The sequence below is a fragment of the Acinetobacter sp. 1566109 genome, from assembly GCF_000582255.1.
GTDB classification, from domain to species: Bacteria; Pseudomonadota; Gammaproteobacteria; order Pseudomonadales; family Moraxellaceae; genus Acinetobacter; species Acinetobacter nosocomialis.
Window position 1 is genome coordinate 41,016 of sequence record NZ_JEYB01000021.1, and the last position, 16,265, is coordinate 57,280.

Annotated in this window: 16 protein-coding genes and 1 pseudogene; 3 read left to right on the top strand and 14 right to left on the bottom strand. The window is 40.0% G+C overall.

The features are described from left to right. Positions 1 to 12: 12 nt before the first annotated feature. From J582_RS14850 to J582_RS14865, 4 genes are all read right to left on the bottom strand, one after another. Positions 13 to 393: a ribonuclease E inhibitor RraB gene (locus J582_RS14850; RefSeq protein WP_032048165.1), complete on the bottom strand. Its 381-nt coding sequence runs from the start codon at positions 391 to 393 to the stop codon at positions 13 to 15. A 111-nt stretch (positions 394 to 504) separates the two neighbouring features. Next, the gene (locus tag J582_RS14855) at positions 505 to 1,170 is read right to left on the bottom strand and encodes an RluA family pseudouridine synthase (RefSeq protein WP_006582347.1); all 666 of its coding nucleotides are present in this window, start codon (positions 1,168 to 1,170) and stop codon (positions 505 to 507) included. 110 nt (positions 1,171 to 1,280) lie between these two features. Continuing rightward, positions 1,281 to 1,982, bottom strand: coding sequence for a DUF1003 domain-containing protein (locus tag J582_RS14860; protein WP_032048166.1), 702 nt, complete (start codon positions 1,980 to 1,982; stop codon positions 1,281 to 1,283). Between the two features lie 80 nt (positions 1,983 to 2,062). Next, positions 2,063 to 2,566 (bottom strand): DUF2867 domain-containing protein, encoded by a 504-nt coding sequence (locus J582_RS14865; RefSeq protein WP_032048167.1) that lies wholly within the window; start codon positions 2,564 to 2,566, stop codon positions 2,063 to 2,065. A 670-nt stretch (positions 2,567 to 3,236) separates the two neighbouring features. Between J582_RS14865 and J582_RS14870 the strand changes: the two genes are divergently transcribed. Further along, positions 3,237 to 3,938: an SDR family NAD(P)-dependent oxidoreductase gene (locus J582_RS14870; protein WP_032048168.1), complete on the top strand. Its 702-nt coding sequence runs from the start codon at positions 3,237 to 3,239 to the stop codon at positions 3,936 to 3,938. Positions 3,939 to 4,035: 97 nt separating this feature from the next. On the opposite strand, the gene J582_RS14875 is transcribed toward J582_RS14870, so the two are convergent. Then, the gene (locus tag J582_RS14875) at positions 4,036 to 5,265 is read right to left on the bottom strand and encodes a beta-ketoacyl synthase N-terminal-like domain-containing protein (protein WP_032048169.1); all 1,230 of its coding nucleotides are present in this window, start codon (positions 5,263 to 5,265) and stop codon (positions 4,036 to 4,038) included. 667 nt (positions 5,266 to 5,932) lie between these two features. Here J582_RS14875 and J582_RS26015 point away from each other — a divergent pair. Continuing rightward, complete coding sequence (locus J582_RS26015) at positions 5,933 to 6,217, top strand: hypothetical protein (RefSeq protein ID WP_032048411.1); 285 nt, start codon at positions 5,933 to 5,935, stop codon at positions 6,215 to 6,217. 364 nt (positions 6,218 to 6,581) lie between these two features. On the opposite strand, the gene J582_RS14880 is transcribed toward J582_RS26015, so the two are convergent. The 9 genes and pseudogenes from J582_RS14880 to J582_RS14915 form a co-directional block, all read right to left on the bottom strand. Further along, positions 6,582 to 7,091, bottom strand: a complete 510-nt coding sequence (locus J582_RS14880; protein WP_032048170.1) for a GNAT family N-acetyltransferase — start codon at positions 7,089 to 7,091, stop codon at positions 6,582 to 6,584. Positions 7,092 to 7,547: 456 nt separating this feature from the next. Further along, positions 7,548 to 7,751: pseudogene (locus J582_RS14885) on the bottom strand (DUF4126 domain-containing protein); the annotation flags it as partial. Positions 7,752 to 7,873: 122 nt separating this feature from the next. Further along, a complete protein-coding gene (locus tag J582_RS27085) occupies positions 7,874 to 8,008 on the bottom strand; it encodes a zinc ribbon-containing protein (protein ID WP_001983336.1) in 135 nt (44 codons plus the stop codon). 454 nt (positions 8,009 to 8,462) lie between these two features. Beyond that, complete coding sequence (locus J582_RS14890; protein ID WP_032048172.1) at positions 8,463 to 8,948, bottom strand: hypothetical protein; 486 nt, start codon at positions 8,946 to 8,948, stop codon at positions 8,463 to 8,465. Next, a complete protein-coding gene (locus J582_RS14895) occupies positions 8,941 to 10,281 on the bottom strand; it encodes an AAA family ATPase (protein ID WP_032048173.1) in 1,341 nt (446 codons plus the stop codon). The genes J582_RS14890 and J582_RS14895 overlap by 8 nt, the downstream gene beginning before the upstream one ends. A 77-nt stretch (positions 10,282 to 10,358) precedes the next feature. Continuing rightward, a complete protein-coding gene (acnD, locus tag J582_RS14900) occupies positions 10,359 to 12,965 on the bottom strand; it encodes a Fe/S-dependent 2-methylisocitrate dehydratase AcnD (protein WP_032048174.1) in 2,607 nt (868 codons plus the stop codon). Further along, complete coding sequence (prpC, locus tag J582_RS14905) at positions 12,965 to 14,122, bottom strand: 2-methylcitrate synthase (RefSeq protein ID WP_032048175.1); 1,158 nt, start codon at positions 14,120 to 14,122, stop codon at positions 12,965 to 12,967. Before prpC ends, acnD begins: the two co-directional genes overlap by 1 nt. A gap of 259 nt (positions 14,123 to 14,381) precedes the next feature. Further along, entirely contained in the window at positions 14,382 to 15,266 is an 885-nt protein-coding gene (gene prpB, locus J582_RS14910; RefSeq protein WP_001118924.1) for a methylisocitrate lyase, read from the bottom strand. After that, the gene (locus tag J582_RS14915; protein ID WP_001153627.1) at positions 15,259 to 15,969 is read right to left on the bottom strand and encodes a GntR family transcriptional regulator; all 711 of its coding nucleotides are present in this window, start codon (positions 15,967 to 15,969) and stop codon (positions 15,259 to 15,261) included. The genes prpB and J582_RS14915 overlap by 8 nt, the downstream gene beginning before the upstream one ends. Positions 15,970 to 16,014: 45 nt before the next feature. On the opposite strand from J582_RS14915, the gene J582_RS26025 reads away from it, so the two are divergent. Then, positions 16,015 to 16,149 carry a hypothetical protein gene (locus J582_RS26025; protein WP_081405538.1) on the top strand — a complete coding sequence of 45 codons (135 nt, stop codon included), beginning with the start codon at positions 16,015 to 16,017 and terminating at the stop codon, positions 16,147 to 16,149. Positions 16,150 to 16,265: the final 116 nt, after the last annotated feature.

Genomic DNA, 16,265 nt, shown 5'->3' on the forward strand with positions numbered 1-16,265 from the left:
CTATTTTAGACCTTACTGTAACAGGTCATCTTCCTCACTCTCTTCTTCGAAGACATAGGCCATGCAGCCCCAACCATCATATTCACCCTGAAATTTTTCAGCGATGCTGGCAAACCATTGTTCCAAGTCAACAATATCTGAATACTCAGGTTCCATATTAACAAAGATGGTAATTACCCATTCATTCGGCTCAACAGAGTCATCTTGGAAAAGAGAAACTTTTTGTTCTTGGTAAAGTAAATAAAGTGCACATTGCTCTGCATTTTTTTGATCATGAAAAGCAATTGAAAATTCAATTTCATGCAGCTCTGTTAAGTCATCCCCATCTTCAACCATTTGCCAAAGTACATTGCCGTTATCGTCATCGGGAAATTGTTCGTAGTCGCGATCCATTAGATTGTCCTTGTTGTTGCTCTAATTTGTATTATTCGACATCAAGAATAACCGACTTTTATTGCAGTTTGGATATGTATTCAGTTGCGAATTGCATCAAATTTTAATTTTTTAAAAAGGCACTTGCGACTCAATCACGACATCGGTTCCTTTCAATGGATGTTGAAAAGCCAAATACGCAGCATGTAAGGCCATACGGCTTAAATGAAAACGTTTAGGTTCAGGGTGATACAGCTTGTCGCCCATAATCGGATGGCCAATGTGCATCATGTGTACACGTAGCTGATGTGAACGCCCTGTGACTGGTTCAAGTAACACCCGAGTTTGATCAGTGTTTTCATCATAGGTGAGAGGTTGAAATAAGGTTTTGGCATGTTTGCCTAATTCAAAATGTACAATTTGTCTTGGGCGATTTTCCCAGTCGGTAATGAGTGGAACTTCAACACTACCCTCTTGTGCGACTTGGCCTTGCACCAAAGCAATATAATGCTTTTTGACTGTTCTGGCCTGGAACATTTTACTTACCGCGACTTCTGCATCACGGTGCTTGGCAAACATAAGTAAACCCGAGGTTGCCATATCTAAACGATGCGTCACTTTAGCCAAAGGGAACTTTTCCAGCACCCTTAAATAAGCACTGTCATGATGCTCAGGTAACCGGCCCATGACCGACAACAAACCCGCGGGTTTATCAACCACAATCAAATCGTCATCTTCAAATAGAATGGAAAGCGGATCTTGTGGTGGAGCGTAAACAAAGTTGTCGTTTAAAGGCATGGTCGTAGAAACAGCAATGGAGCATGGCGGCAAATCATAAAGAAATTTCAGACCTACCGCAAAACAATCTATAAGCTATCATCATGTTCCACGTGAAACTCGAAAAATCTTTATCGCTTTTTATTCATTTCAGCTAAAAGATCGAGCTGAATTTCTTGAATATGTGCAAGCCTTTCCCACTGATGCGATAAAAGATGATCCATTTTTTCATGCAAATGGCGAATCTCAAGCTCAGCTTTTAAATTAATTTGATAGTCATGTTGAGAGCGCAAACGGTCTTTGGCTTCTTGACGATTTTGACTCATCATAATAATAGGTGCCTGAATTGCGGCTAAACATGACAGCACTAAATTCAGCAAAATAAAAGGATAAGGGTCAACGGGACGGACCACCATCACAACCGTATTTAAGACAATCCACCCAGTTAAAAATAAAGCAAAACAAATGAGAAAAGCCCAGCTACCACCAAATGACGCGATTTTATCTGCTAATTTTTCTCCAAACGTCCACTTTTGATCAAAATCTGACTCTGTATTTCGGCTAATTAATTCATGGCGTTGCATACTGCCAATCACTTCATTTTCTAAATTAGAGAGTTCGCCCTTTTCGGAGCGTAATAATGATTGCACGTATTTAATTCGATAATCTGCCAGATCGGCTCGACAAATAAAGCTTGAGTAATTCCAATCTGGATGATCTTGGATAATTTCATCGCTAATCACATTTCGAATGACTTCACCCGAAACCAGATCTTTTAACGGGAAATTCTTTCCGCATACGGCGCATTGGCGACACTGGTTTTTATTCTCCATCTTATTCAGCTCGCAATTATAATAATAAGGATATTATATAAATGATTTCAGGCGACAACATCGTAAATAAAAATAATGCTTTAACCCAATATTTGTAAAGTTGCTGGCACTATTTTTCGATGTGCAGGAATCACCGGAACCATGTAGAGTCTTCCAAGCCAATTTTTAATATGCACCACTGTGGTTACCGTCAGTACTTGAGTCTTTTCATTCTTATAAATAGATAAAGTCACATTTAAATGCTTGTCATCATCTCCCATAACTAACTCATTTTCGGTACGTTGCCGTAAGGTGAAAATTCCAATTCGGTCGCCTGTGACATACTCATTTTCTTTTTTATTCGAATCAATTTGCTTAAAACTTCCTAAGTCTTTAAGCCCAATCTTTGAAGTAATTTTATTACGCACATTCATGCTCCACTCTACCCACTCTGGAGTGTGATGGAACAGTTTAATAAGTTGCCCAAATACATTCAGGTCGGGTTGACCAAGCACAATACTCCACGAGTCGTGGAAGTAGGCATTGTTCAATTGAGATGAGATTTGACTGTCGCTAGGTAAAGCAGAAAGATAAGGCTTATTCATAAATTATATTCTTGTAAAGTATAGTTTTTATTATAGAGAATTTTTTAGGGTGTCAAGGGAAAACATCTATGGTTTACTTCAACAATCATAACTTTGTAAGTTATAACCTTGTGCCTATAAACTTTTGATCTATAGCGTCCTAAGCCGAATCGAGACCTTTTGGGTGAGTACACACTAACGTTATACGTTTTGGTGCATGCTACTCTTTTCGATCCCTATCACACCCTTGAGATATAGTTTAGCCAGCACCCTGCGGGATTGTTTTTCTAAGAAAAGCGAATTTTTAATATTTTTGGGAATTTTTACGCCATTAGACAAATTTAAAAGAATTTATTCCCATTTACCTATAATTAGTTATATTTAAATTTCACTTTACTTCTATTTTTCGGTTTATTTTACCAATTAAATCACTCTATGATCCTATTAGAAAATAGATAGTAAACATTTCTTCAATTCGGAAAACACTACTCTAGGTTTTTTATAAATTTGAAATTTTAATAAAAGCTACATCATCCGAAGTATTCAAACCCAACTAACTTCTTTCTGTTTTTCATATTTTTGTCTTGTTCTTTCTGCATTATTTTTAGATTTAATTTTTTCGCTTGAATACATTATAAAAACATATTATAAATTATTTCTAACCAAATAATTGGTTTTTTGGAACTTTATAATGAACAAAAATATTATAATTTTTGGTTATGGAACAGGTATTTCCAAAGCCGTGGCACATAAGTTTGGTAAAGAAGGCTATAAAATCGGTTTAGTGGCGCGTAATGCTGAAAAACTTGAAAAAGCCATCTTAGAACTTAAAGCACAAGGTATTGAAGCTTATGCTTTTACATGTGATTTAGCGGTTCTTGAAGATATACCAAACCTAATTAAACGCATTAAAGATCAATTAGGAGAGATTAAAAATATTCATTGGAATGCTTTCCATGATATTGAAAGCAATATCTTAAAAACCCCTCCACTAGAGCTTACTAAAAGCTTTCATATTCGTGTTTCGAGCTATATTGCGTCGGTACAAGCTTGCTTAGGTGATTTAGAGAAGAACCACGGTAGCATTTTATCGACAAACGGAATTTTTGCTTTCGATGCAGTGGGTATCGACTTGGTTGCCAAAGAATATTCATCGTTAGCAACCACCGCTGCCGCTCAATACAAGGCCACCAACTTACTTGCTCATAGTCTTGCTGACTCAAATGTTTATGTGAGCCAAGTCATTGTGAATGGTTTTGTAGATGGAACCCCAGAAGCGAAGGATAAAACCTACGCGGTACATCCAGAAACAGTTGCAGATCAGTTCTGGTACCTACACCAACATAAACAAGAAACTGTTTCTCTTTGTGGAGAAGCCATTCAAGCTGCTTAAACTATGTCTGATGAGAGAAAAAGCGTAATCCATTACGCTTTTCTTAACTATTTGAATCTATTCTTTTTCTCACGCCCATATATATTTCGAGTTTAACTTACCCTTCCCACTTTCTAAAAACCAGACAAGTATTTACGCCACCAAAACCAAAGCTATTACTCATCATTGTTTTTAGTTCGGTTTCTCGGCTTGTTTGAACAATATCGAACTTTTTAGCTTCTTCGCGCAGTTCGGTAATATTAATACTCGGCGCAATAAAGTTATTTTGCAGCATTAAAATAGAATAAATGGCTTCGTGTACCCCTGCGGCCCCCAAACTATGTCCAGTCATCGACTTGGTCGAACTCAGTGGCGGTACTTCTTCGCCACCAAAAGCTCGCTCTATGGCCAATAGTTCGGGAATGTCCCCTGCCGGCGTTGAAGTGCCATGTGTGTTGATATAGTCGATGGTGTCAGAGCCGTTTTGCTTGGCTTCTGCGAGTGCCAGTTTGATGCAACGAGTCGCCCCCTCGCCACTTGGAGCCACCATATCAACACCATCACTATTGGCAGCGTACCCAACCACTTCTGCTAAAATTTTTGCTCCGCGTTTTTGGGCATGGCTTAAAGACTCCAAAACCACCATGCCACCGCCGCCAGCGATCACAAAGCCATCGTTATCTTTTGAATATGGGCGTGAAGCGGTTTCTGGTGCATCGTTATATTTAGAGCATAAGGCGCCCATCGCATCGAATATTGCGGTTTGCGACCAATGGTCTTCTTCACCGCCCCCAGCGAGCATCAAGTCCTGTTTGCCAGCGGCAATAAGGTGAAATGCATAACCGATTGCATCGGCTGAAGTCGCACAGGCACTCGCAACCGATTGAGATACGCCTTTCAGATTGAAAGCGCGTGATAAGTTAGAGCTAATGGTGCTGGTGAGGTAGCGTGGTGCTAAATCGGGTGATACTTCGCTTGCGCCTTTTTCTTTTAGGGTATGCAGCATGTCGATGATAGACGCTGTTGAGGTGCCGCCTGTTCCCCCAATCACGCCATATTTTGGGTTGTTGGCAATGTCAGTTACTTCAAGCTTGGCATGTTGTAGCGCATCGAGTGCCGAGTTATAGGCATACATCGCGCAGACGCCCATGTGTTTTTTTAGCTCAGGATCAATATTTTCAAAATTCATTTCGGCAGTGGCGCTCACATGACTTCGAAAGTTCAGTTTTGCATAGACTTCGTTATAGCGAATGCCTGAGCGGCCTGCTTTTAAGGACTCGGTTACTTTCTCTAATGTATTTCCAATACAAGAATTAATTCCCATACCTGTGATGACAACACGTTCCATTCTTATCTCTATAAAAACGACAAAAATAGATCTTAACAACCAAGTTCTTTTTTGGAACTGGCAAAATATTTCTATATTTATTATTTTTTCTCATCAAATATAAATAAAAAGTTAATAATAAAATTTTTATTTTAAAAACATATTTATTTTTATTATTAAATCAAAAATATTTTAAATATTAAATTGACGTATTTAAAATCACCGATTATTATTCCGTTGCTGGCCTACATTGCCAGACGGTTTTGACAGACCGTAACTCGTAGCGAATTGTAGTTCTACTATAATTCGTTAGACCCTTGCGTCCCCTTTCTTTGCGGTAGGACGGGAGGGGGACGCCCCGCGCGTGCTGGTTCTACGAGTCCAGTCTGTCAACCCCCTTTCGTTCTACCACCCTAATTAATTCGCGGTAATCTGGTGGTAGAACTCCATTTTTTAAGGAGTTGACTATGCCATTTTTCAAACTCATTTTCTCTCTTATTTAACTATTTTATTGATTTAAAATTTGGTTTTTTACGCCCTATTTTTTAAATTTATAAATTATTTTTATTTTAAAATTTTATTTTCCTGTATGCATGGGAGGATTAATTATTACCTAAAAAATTATTTTAATTTTTAAACAGATTATATTTTTATTCTACTCATAGATACAAATCATTATGAGAACAATATGACAATTTATAAACCTTTTTTGGCTTTAAGTTTTGTTCTAGTGAGCTTGGGTATTTCAGGCTGTAACCTCCACACTCAGCAAGAATTTGAAAAAATTTGCCTATCGGGTGGGCATAGCAAGACCAGTTGCGAATGTATTTACCAGCGACTCGAACAAACCTACTCCCCAAAGCTCATGCAGCGCCTAGAACATGTCAGTTTGCAAAGTCCTGTTCTCCCACGGGACTTTGCCCCTACTTTTTTAAGCACTATACAGCGGTGTGACAAAAGTAGTCTGGGCTAAACGTTGGCTTAACTCTTTATCTCTGTGTCGCAATGGGGTTTTACTTTAAATCAGCGCAAAAAATTAAAGTCTATTGTGGCGCAGAGGCCTAAAGACGAATTCAAAATAAGATAAATAAAAGGCGTTCTTGTACGTTTTATCCTACAAACTTTTAAGGTTTTTGCGGATTGGCGACACCCTGCTTTTTTCCTATTATGAACTCATACAGGAACAGGATGTTCCAGAACATAAAACAACAATAATACGTTCAAGCACCAGGAGCGTGAGATACGACAGGAGTCATATCTAGTACCCAAATACGAAAAAGCCCAACAGGATGTTGGGCTTTTTTATGCTTATTTAAAAATAATCTAAAAGAAAATTCTTATAGAGTTTTATACACCACATATCTTTGAACCACTTGATCGAGAGTAATTTCAGAATGAAGGCGGCCATTGTTTGCTTGAATGGTTTTTACAGAAGCTAAATTAGATTTATAGCAATGTATATGTAACTCTGTTAAGCCTAATTTCCATGCTTCCTGAATTGTAAGTTCCAACAATTTCGAGCCAAAATTCTGCCCACGTTTAGAGGGACGAATACCTAAACCAATATGCCCACCACAATATTCAATCTGCTCATTGAGTTTAAGGCGCAAGTTAGATGCACCAATAATTTCATTATCTTCTACTAACCAATATGTAATGTTAGGAACATGCCCTTCTTCTAGGGACTCCCCTTTTTCATAATCTCTTAGTTTATTCAAAAAACTTTCAAAATCTGTATGGTCAAACTCTGTTGTTAAAGGGTGGCGATCTTCATCTGCTAATTCATTAATATAGTTGTTATAGCTTTCTTTAAACTTTAAATGAGGTTTTACCAACATAACGGTCATTTATTTCTCCCGAAAAATTGTTCTTTTTATAAGCAGAATTTAAAAATAACATAATGTTATCAATAACAACTCTTTTTCTTCTCACAGCCCTAAAGGATTATTCATAAAAGAGGCCCTACCTATCCGCTTGCATGTCTCTAGTACAACCGATTTCCGAAGTCATTCACTCATGTAAGATTTTTCTTACAAGCTTTTAAGGCTTTTGCGGATTGGCGACACTCTGCTTTTTTCCTAATATGAAGTCATACAGGAACAGGATGTTCCGGAACATAAAACAACAATAATACGTTCAAGCACCAGGAGCGTGAGATACGACAGGAGTCATATCTAATCACCAAATACAAGAAAGCCCGACAGGATGTCGGGCTTTTTTTATGCTTATTAAAAATTGATATTTGCACACACCTATAGCGGGGTATGCGCCTGTTCTTGCTTTTTATGGCGAATCCAACGCACCACCCAAATAACTGCAATCAGCACCACTATTGCCACACCTAAGGCCAAACACACCGATGGCAGAGCTAACCACTCAAAGCCTTTCGATGGTTCAAACCATCCCATCATAGTGGCAATGCTCATGACCAATAGCGGCACAAACACGCGAAAACCGCAGGCAGCGCTCAGGCCCACACCAATACATAAACCCAATATTGTTTCCATAACGGTTTTCTTTTCATGCCCATCACGGGTCTTGTTATGTAAGTCTTATTTTTAAATTAACAAAAAGCCCCATCGGGTGACAGGGCTTTTTGTTAAATGCGAGCGCAAATATTATTTCATTCTTAACGTTTAAATTGTGTGCAGTAGCATTTCGTGCAAGGTGGTAAAGGGTCTGTATTAATTTCTAAAAACACTCTATGACCGCACTGAGCACAGAAATAGAAGCCTGTTCCGGGTTTTTCGCCAGCTGTTACCATGATTACATTCCTATAATCGTATATATATTAAACAGGAATATAACCCACTTAAAGTGAATGTCAATTGTCCATTTCGCCCGATGATGATGGCATAAATGCAAAAAATGTTATTTGTACGATTTATCTTACACAGATTTAGGGATTTAGCGGATTGGCTGTCCCCTGCTTTTTTTCTAATATGAACTCATACAGGAACAGGATGTTCCGGAACATAAAACAACAATAATAGGTTCATGCATCAGGATCGTGAGATACGACAGGAGTCATATCTAGCAACCAAATACGAAAAAGCCCGACAGGATGTCGGGCTTTTTTATGTGTTTGAAATTACACATTAATACAATCTTTTGATTAAAGAGATTTTAGAAATCAATAGTTATTGGTTTTTTAAAGTGATGTGATGTGATGTAAAGGTAAGCTATTTCTACTCATGCATTGTCTAAAATGGAAAGCTTTATGCACTTGTTTGATGGTAGGCTTTTAAATCATCATCTAATGACCAAATAAAAATCTCACTCATTGGAAATTTTGTACAATTTTGTTCAAACTCTTTAATAATTGATAAATCACCAAAGCTTGTACCCTCTGTTGTTCTAGTTGAAGATTTATTCCGTTGAGCATGACTAGGAAACTCTGCAAGCCATGCTTTAATTTCAGATTGTGATAACCACTTAGAAATACGAAAAGGTGCTTCACCTGTAAAAGTTTTTTCTAAAGTATTAACAAAAAATTGTGCAACTTCACGCCGAGTATTTCCATCACCATTCTGTGCAATATGGTTACCTGTTTCAATGACTGTTGCCATCGGAATAATAAAGCTACATCCTAATTCTATATATTCTTGAAATTGCTTTAAAATTTCATTCCTTTCGTTATTGCGATTAGGAACATTCAAAATATTAAGAAAGATACTGGTATCTACCAAACAAATGCTACTCATGAGATATCCCGCGCATTTGTTCCAACCAATTTAAAGCTTTTTGTTTTTTTGCTTCGCTAGAAATAGGATTTTTTACAAAACGATCAACTACTTCTTTTGTGACCAACTCCCCTAATGACCCTTGAGAAACTAAACCTTCATAATCCTCTAAATCACTCAATCGAATTAAACGGCTATCACCCTGTTTTGGATCCCGATATGCAAAAACTACATCACCTAAGGCTTTATCTGGTAGAGCATCCATGAGTGCAGGATTATGCGTTGTAAGTAAAAGCTTTAAATGACGTTTTTCAGCAAAAACTAACATTGTGCTAAGTAATGATTTAGCTCGGGATGGATGAATACCATTATCTATCTCTTCAATCACCAGTGTAGAATCTTCAGGCACAGATAAAATGGCAGCAGCTATACCTAAAACTCTTAAAGTTCCATCTGATAAAACATCACAACTCCATTCCTGTTCTTGACTAGCGAAATTTTCAACTAAAGCTAATTCAATACGCTCCCTATGATCTTTATAAAATGTTAGAGTTTTAAAATCTTGTTCAGGCAAATTTCTAATAAACTCTAAAATATTTCTTTGATGTTCTTCATTCTGCCATAGTGTATACAATACACCTGATAAATTTTGTCCATTTGGTCGCAACTTTATTTCTTCTAAGCTTTCTTGACGCATCTGGGAGGGTACAAAATCAAAAAAATATGTGCTAGACAATACTTTCTCGATAAATAGTAATTCATGAAGTCTTTGTTGAAATCGCTCATCAAATCGCTCCTCATCATCGGCTCTTAACTGCAATAAATTTTTTATTCTTTGCAGATTAGATGCATTTTTATCATACTGAGTAAATATACCCTTAAGACTTTGATTAGGTGTTGTAGGAGAAAGTTCAATTTTAAGTAATTTGTCTTCCTTGGTTATCCTTTTTTTTAGGTTTTGAGGAAAAGTATCAATTTTATATAAATATTTTTGTGAATTCGTAAATTTCAGCCACTCATCTTTTATAGTTAGCTCATTTAGTTCATTAGATGTAATTTCAATCCTTAACTCAGAAAAAAATTTAGAAAAATCCGCACCTAAAGTAAATTCTTTCGACTTAAAATGGAATAAATCACGAACATCTCCTCTAAAGATCTTTTCAGAGTCATTAATACGATTTTGAATTGTTGTTAATTTTTCTCCACCGACACACCAACTGAGAAAACGAAAAGCCTCTATAGCATTTGATTTTCCAGAAGCATTCGCCCCTATCATTAATGTTAAAGGCGCTAAAGGCAAAAGTTGTCCTGTGTGATAACTTTTAAAGTTTTCTATCCAAATACCTTTTAGCATAATCTCACGGTAACAAATAAAAAAAGCTCCGTCCTAAGATAGAGCTTTCCTCACTTTTTTACAATGTTAAAGCGTTGTCAAGCCACTTGGCCTTCTAAAAAGTCTTGTGCAAAACGCTGTAATACACCGCCCGCTTCATATACAGAAACTTCTTCTTCTGTATCTAAACGGCAAGTCACAGGCACTTCAAGAATCTCTTCTTTACCATCCGCTGTGGCACGTTCAATCACTAAAGTTAAAGTCGAACGCGGCGCAATATTACCAATCACGCTATAAAGCTCTGTACCATCTAGTTTTAAAGTCTTACGGTTTACACCCGGTTTAAACTCAAGTGGTAACACGCCCATACCCACCAAGTTAGTACGGTGAATACGCTCAAAACCTTCTGCCACAATTGCTTCAACACCTGCAAGGCGTACACCTTTTGCAGCCCAGTCACGGCTTGAACCCTGACCGTAGTCAGCACCCGCAATAATGATTAACGGTTGCTTACGGTTCATGTAGGTTTCAATCGCTTCCCACATGCGCATCACTTCGCCTTCTGGCTCTACACGCGCTTTTGAACCCTGCTTAATGGTACCGTCTGAACGGCGAACCATTTCGTTATAAAGTTTCGGGTTGGCAAATGTTGCACGTTGTGCAGTCAAGTGGTCACCACGGTGCGTTGCGTATGAGTTAAAGTCTTCTTCTGGTACGCCCATTTTGTGAAGGTATTCACCCGCAGCCGAGTCCATCAAAATCGCGTTTGAAGGCGACAAGTGGTCGGTGGTGATGTTGTCGCCCAAAATCGCAAGCGGACGCATGTTTGCCAAAGTACGTGGTGCAGCCAACGCCCCTTCCCAATATGGTGGACGGCGGATGTAAGTACTTTGTGGACGCCAGTCGTAAAGTGGGCTTTTCGCTTGTTCAACTTCGCCCAAGTCAAACATTGGAATGTAGACTTTACGGAACTGTTCAGGCTTCACGGCTTCTTTAACTAAGGCATCAATTTCAGCGTCAGATGGCCAAATGTCTTTGAGGTAAATCGGGTTACCTTCTTTGTCATGACCTAACGCATCTTTTTCGATGTCAAAACGGATCGTACCCGCAATTGCATATGCCACAACAAGCGGTGGAGATGCCAAGAATGCTTGTTTTGCATATGGATGGATACGGCCATCGAAGTTACGATTACCAGAGAGTACTGCGGTTGCGTACAAGTCACGGTCAATAATTTCTTGCTGGATAGCTGGATCTAACGCACCCGACATACCGTTACACGTTGTACAAGCGTAAGCCACAATACCAAAACCAAGTTTCTCTAAGTCTTTTAGAACACCTGCTTCTTCAAGGTAAAGTGCAGCCGCTTTTGAACCTGGTGCAAATGATGATTTCACCCACGGTTTACGTGTTAAGCCAAGTTCATTTGCCTTACGTGCCAACAAACCTGCCGCCACGGTGTTACGTGGGTTAGAGGTGTTAGTACACGAAGTAATGGCAGCAATAATAATCGCGCCATCTGGCATTAAGCCATCAGAACGGTTTTCAACTACACCTGCAATGCCTTTTTCTTTAAGGTCCGCAGTTGAAACACGTGCATGTGGGTTTGATGGGCCAGCAATGTTACGTGTTACTGTCGACAGATCAAAACGTAGTACACGAGGGTACTCTGCTTTGGTCATTTCAGATGCCCAAAGGCCGATTTCTTTTGCGTACTGTTCAACCAATGCCACTTGAGCATCTTCACGGCCTGTTAGGCGTAAGTAGTCGATTGTGTTTTGGTCAATGTAGAACATCGCAGCCGTAGCGCCATATTCTGGTGTCATGTTCGAAATGGTTGCACGGTCGCCCACAGACATGCTGTCAGCGCCTTCACCAAAGAACTCAAGGTAAGCACCAACCACACGCTCTTTACGCAAGAATTCAGTTAGAGCCAACACGATATCTGTTGCAGTAATGCCTGCCTGACGTTGACCAACCAATTCAACACCAATAATGTCTGGCAGACGCATCCAAGATGCACGGCCCAACATTACGTTTTCAGCTTCTAAACCACCAACACCCACAGAAATTACGCCCAAAGCGTCTGTATGTGGTGTATGTGAGTCTGTACCGACACATGTGTCTGGGAATGCTACGCCATCACGCGCCTGAATGACCGGAGACATTTTCTCTAGGTTAATCTGGTGCATAATGCCGTTCCCAGCAGGGATCACATCGACATTTTTAAATGCGGTTTTAGTCCACTCAATAAAGTGGAAACGGTCTTCGTTACGACGGTCTTCAACAGCACGGTTTTTTGCAAAAGCGTCTGGGTCAGCACCACCGTATTCCACTGCTAAAGAGTGGTCAACAATCAGTTGTGTTGGCACAACTGGGTTAACTTTAGATGGGTCACCGCCTTTGTCGGCAATCGCATCACGCAAACCTGCAAGGTCAACCAAAGCAGTTTGACCCAAAATATCATGACACACCACACGCGCAGGATACCAAGGAAAGTCCAAGTCCTGACGGCGTTCAATCAACTGCGTTAAATAAGCAGTTAAGTTCTCGGCATCGGCACGGCGTACCAATTGCTCTGCAAGTACTTTAGAGGTGTAAGGCAGTTTTTCGTATGCGCCTGGCTGAATATCTTCAACGGCTTGACGCACGTCGTAATATTCAAGCTGGGTACCTGCCAGCGGTTTACGGTATTTTGTGTTCATTAACCACGCTCCGCCAATGGTTTAAATTCGAGGTTTTCAGGGCCTGTGTAGTTCGCGCTTGGACGAATAATTTTGCCGTCTTGGCGTTGTTCAATTACGTGTGCTGACCAACCTGCTGTACGCGCAATTACGAATAACGGTGTGAACATTGCAGTTGGAACACCCATTAAGTGATAACTCACCGCACTGAACCAGTCGAGGTTCGGGAACATGTTTTTCACTTCTTTCATTACTGCTTCTAAACGCTCAGCGATGAGGTACATTTTGGTGTTCTCTTGCGCTTCTGCTAAGTCATGCGCCACTTTCTTGATCACTTCGTTACGTGGGTCAGAAACTGTATATACAGGGTGACCAAATCCGATTACGACTTCTTTATTTTCAACACGTTTACGGATGTCAGCTTCTGCTTCGTCTGCGTTGTCGTAACGTTGTTGAATCACGAATGCAACTTCGTTTGCACCACCGTGCTTAGGTCCGCGAAGTGCACCAATACCGCCTGTAATTGCCGAGTACATGTCAGAACCTGTACCTGCAACCACGCGTGACGTAAATGTAGATGCGTTGAACTCATGCTCAGCATACAAAATAAGTGATGTATGCATCGCTTGAATCCACTCTTCACATGGTTTTTCGCCATGAAGTAAATGTAAGAAATGCGCTGCAATTGAGTCATCATCTGTTTCAACTTCAATGCGACGACCGTTGTTGCTGAAGTGATACCAATAGAGCAGCATTGAACCCAAGCTTGCCATTAATTTATCAGCAATCTCTTTTGCGCCCGCTTCGTTGTGGTCTTCATGTTCTGGCGTTAAGCAACCTAGTACTGAAACACCAGTACGCATCACGTCCATTGGGTGTGCAGATGGTGGTAATTGCTCAAGTGCAGTTTTAAGTGCTGCCGGTAAGCCACGAAGTGCTTTTAATTTTGCTTTATATGCTTTGAGTTCAGCTTTGTTTGGTAATTTGCCATGTACGAGCAAGTGAGCAACTTCTTCAAACTCGCTACCCGCTGCAAGGTCAAGAATGTCATAGCCACGATAGTGCAAGTCGTTACCACTACGTCCTACGGTACAAAGTGCTGTGTTGCCTGCAACTTGTCCGCTAAGTGCAACTGATTTTTTTGGTTTGAAGCCTGTTGTTGTTTCATTTGAGCTCATAGAATCATCCTTTATATCAACCAGAATTTGTTGTTTGTTCAATTTTTACTTGGATGAAAACGCGACAGCGTCTTGCCGAGTTCTCATCCAATTTTTGGTTTAACCTGCCGTTCGCCTTACTTTTCACGGATGAAAAGTAAGCAAAAATCCTTGTTGGCCTGACGATATATCCCTATATCGCAATCCAACGTAGCGGCATCCATGCCGCCCTCACGATAGCCAAGACCATCGCTTCCCCTTCTTTTAAAAGAGGGCTTATTTATTTCTTTTTAGCAAATGCGTTGTCTAAGTAGTCTTCAAACGCGTAGTAGTTAATGCGTTCATATAACTCTTTACGCGTTTGCATAATATCAACCACGTTCTTTTGTGTACCTTCCTTACGTAAGGTTTCATACACAGTTTCGGCTGCCTTGTTCATGGCACGGAAAGCAGAAAGCGGATAAAGCGCAAGACTTACATCGGCAGATGCCAACTCTTCAGTGGTAAACAGTGGTGTAGAACCAAACTCGGTAATGTTTGCCAAAATTGGTACGCCTGTCTTCTGAGCAAATTGCTTGTACATATCAAGCTCGGTAATTGCTTCAGGGAACAACATGTCTGCACCTGCCTCAATGTAGGCACCCGCACGGTCAATTGCAGCTTGTAAGCCTTCAACCGCTAACGCATCGGTACGCGCCATAATCACGAAGCTGTCATCACCACGCGCATCAACTGCTGCTTTAATACGGTCAACCATTTCTTCTTGAGTCACAATGGCTTTGTTCGGACGGTGACCGCAACGTTTTGCGCCCACTTGGTCTTCAATGTGCATTGCCGCAGCACCAAACTTGATCAGTGATTTTGTAGTACGTGCAATGTTAAATGCAGAAGCACCAAAGCCTGTGTCCGCATCGACCAATAATGGAAGATCACATACATCAGTAATACGGCGTACGTCGGTCAACACATCATCAAGGTTACTGATTCCCAAATCAGGTAAACCTAAAGAACCAGCTGCTACACCACCACCTGATAAGTAAATCGCTTTATAACCTGCACGTTTTGCCAAAAGTGCATGATTGGCATTGATGGTTCCAACCACTTGTAATGGCTTTTCTTGGGCTACGGCATCGCGAAATAGCTGACCTGCGGATTGTTTAGCCATTGTTATGTTCTCCTTGTGCTTGTAGCAGTGTTTGCTCAATAATTTTGTAAGAAGCATTGATATGTCGATGCATGAGCAGCTCGGCAAGTTCACCATCGCCTTCTGCAATTGCATCTAAAATACGGATATGTTCGTCCCAAGCTTTGCTTGGTCGATCGGGTGTGTTTGAAAACTGAATTCGGTACATACGGATGAGATGATAAAGCTCATCACATAGCATTTTTTCTAGGGTTTTATTGCCACTACTTTTGATAATGCAGTAGTGAAAATCGTCCTGCCCTTCTTGCAAGTAATATCCTTTACCTGCTTTAAAATTTTCATCTTCAGCATGCATACGTAATACATCACGTAGCGCCAAAATTTGCTTTTTATCAATATGCTGTGCCGCAAGTTTGCAGGCCAAACCCTCTAAAGACGCTCGAATCTGGTAAAGCTCTTTAAACTGTTGCAGTGAGAGCGAAACCACGCGCGCGCCCACATGTGCAGTACGCTCAACTAAACGTTGCCCTTCAAGGCGATGAATTGCTTCACGCAAAGGCCCACGGCTAATGCCGTAAGTGCGCGCCAGTTCAGGCTCAGAAATTTTGCTACCTGCCGGAATTTGACCTAAAACAATCGCCGTCTGTATTTGCTTAAATACATTCTCGGTCAGTGTTCTTCCCTGACTTTGTAGTGGCTCTGGTGCGAAGGTCAAATCTTGCATATTGTCGACAATTTTTAATCAATTATGAGTTTTATAGCGGGATGAATGAAAAAAATCAAGGTGATTGTTGACACTTTTCAGAACGCATCAGGTCAATTTTTATCGTTCGGCCTGTTACCTCACCTTATATTTAAACCATTAAACCACTTACAAATTAGTCTTTATAAAACATATATTTAATATTATTTTACCTATAGATTTATGATACTTTTTTAGTTGCTTTTCGACCGCTAATCTTTTGTTTCAAACTTTAGTCTACAACCAATGTATTACAGTAAGATTGTAGACAATCTGCT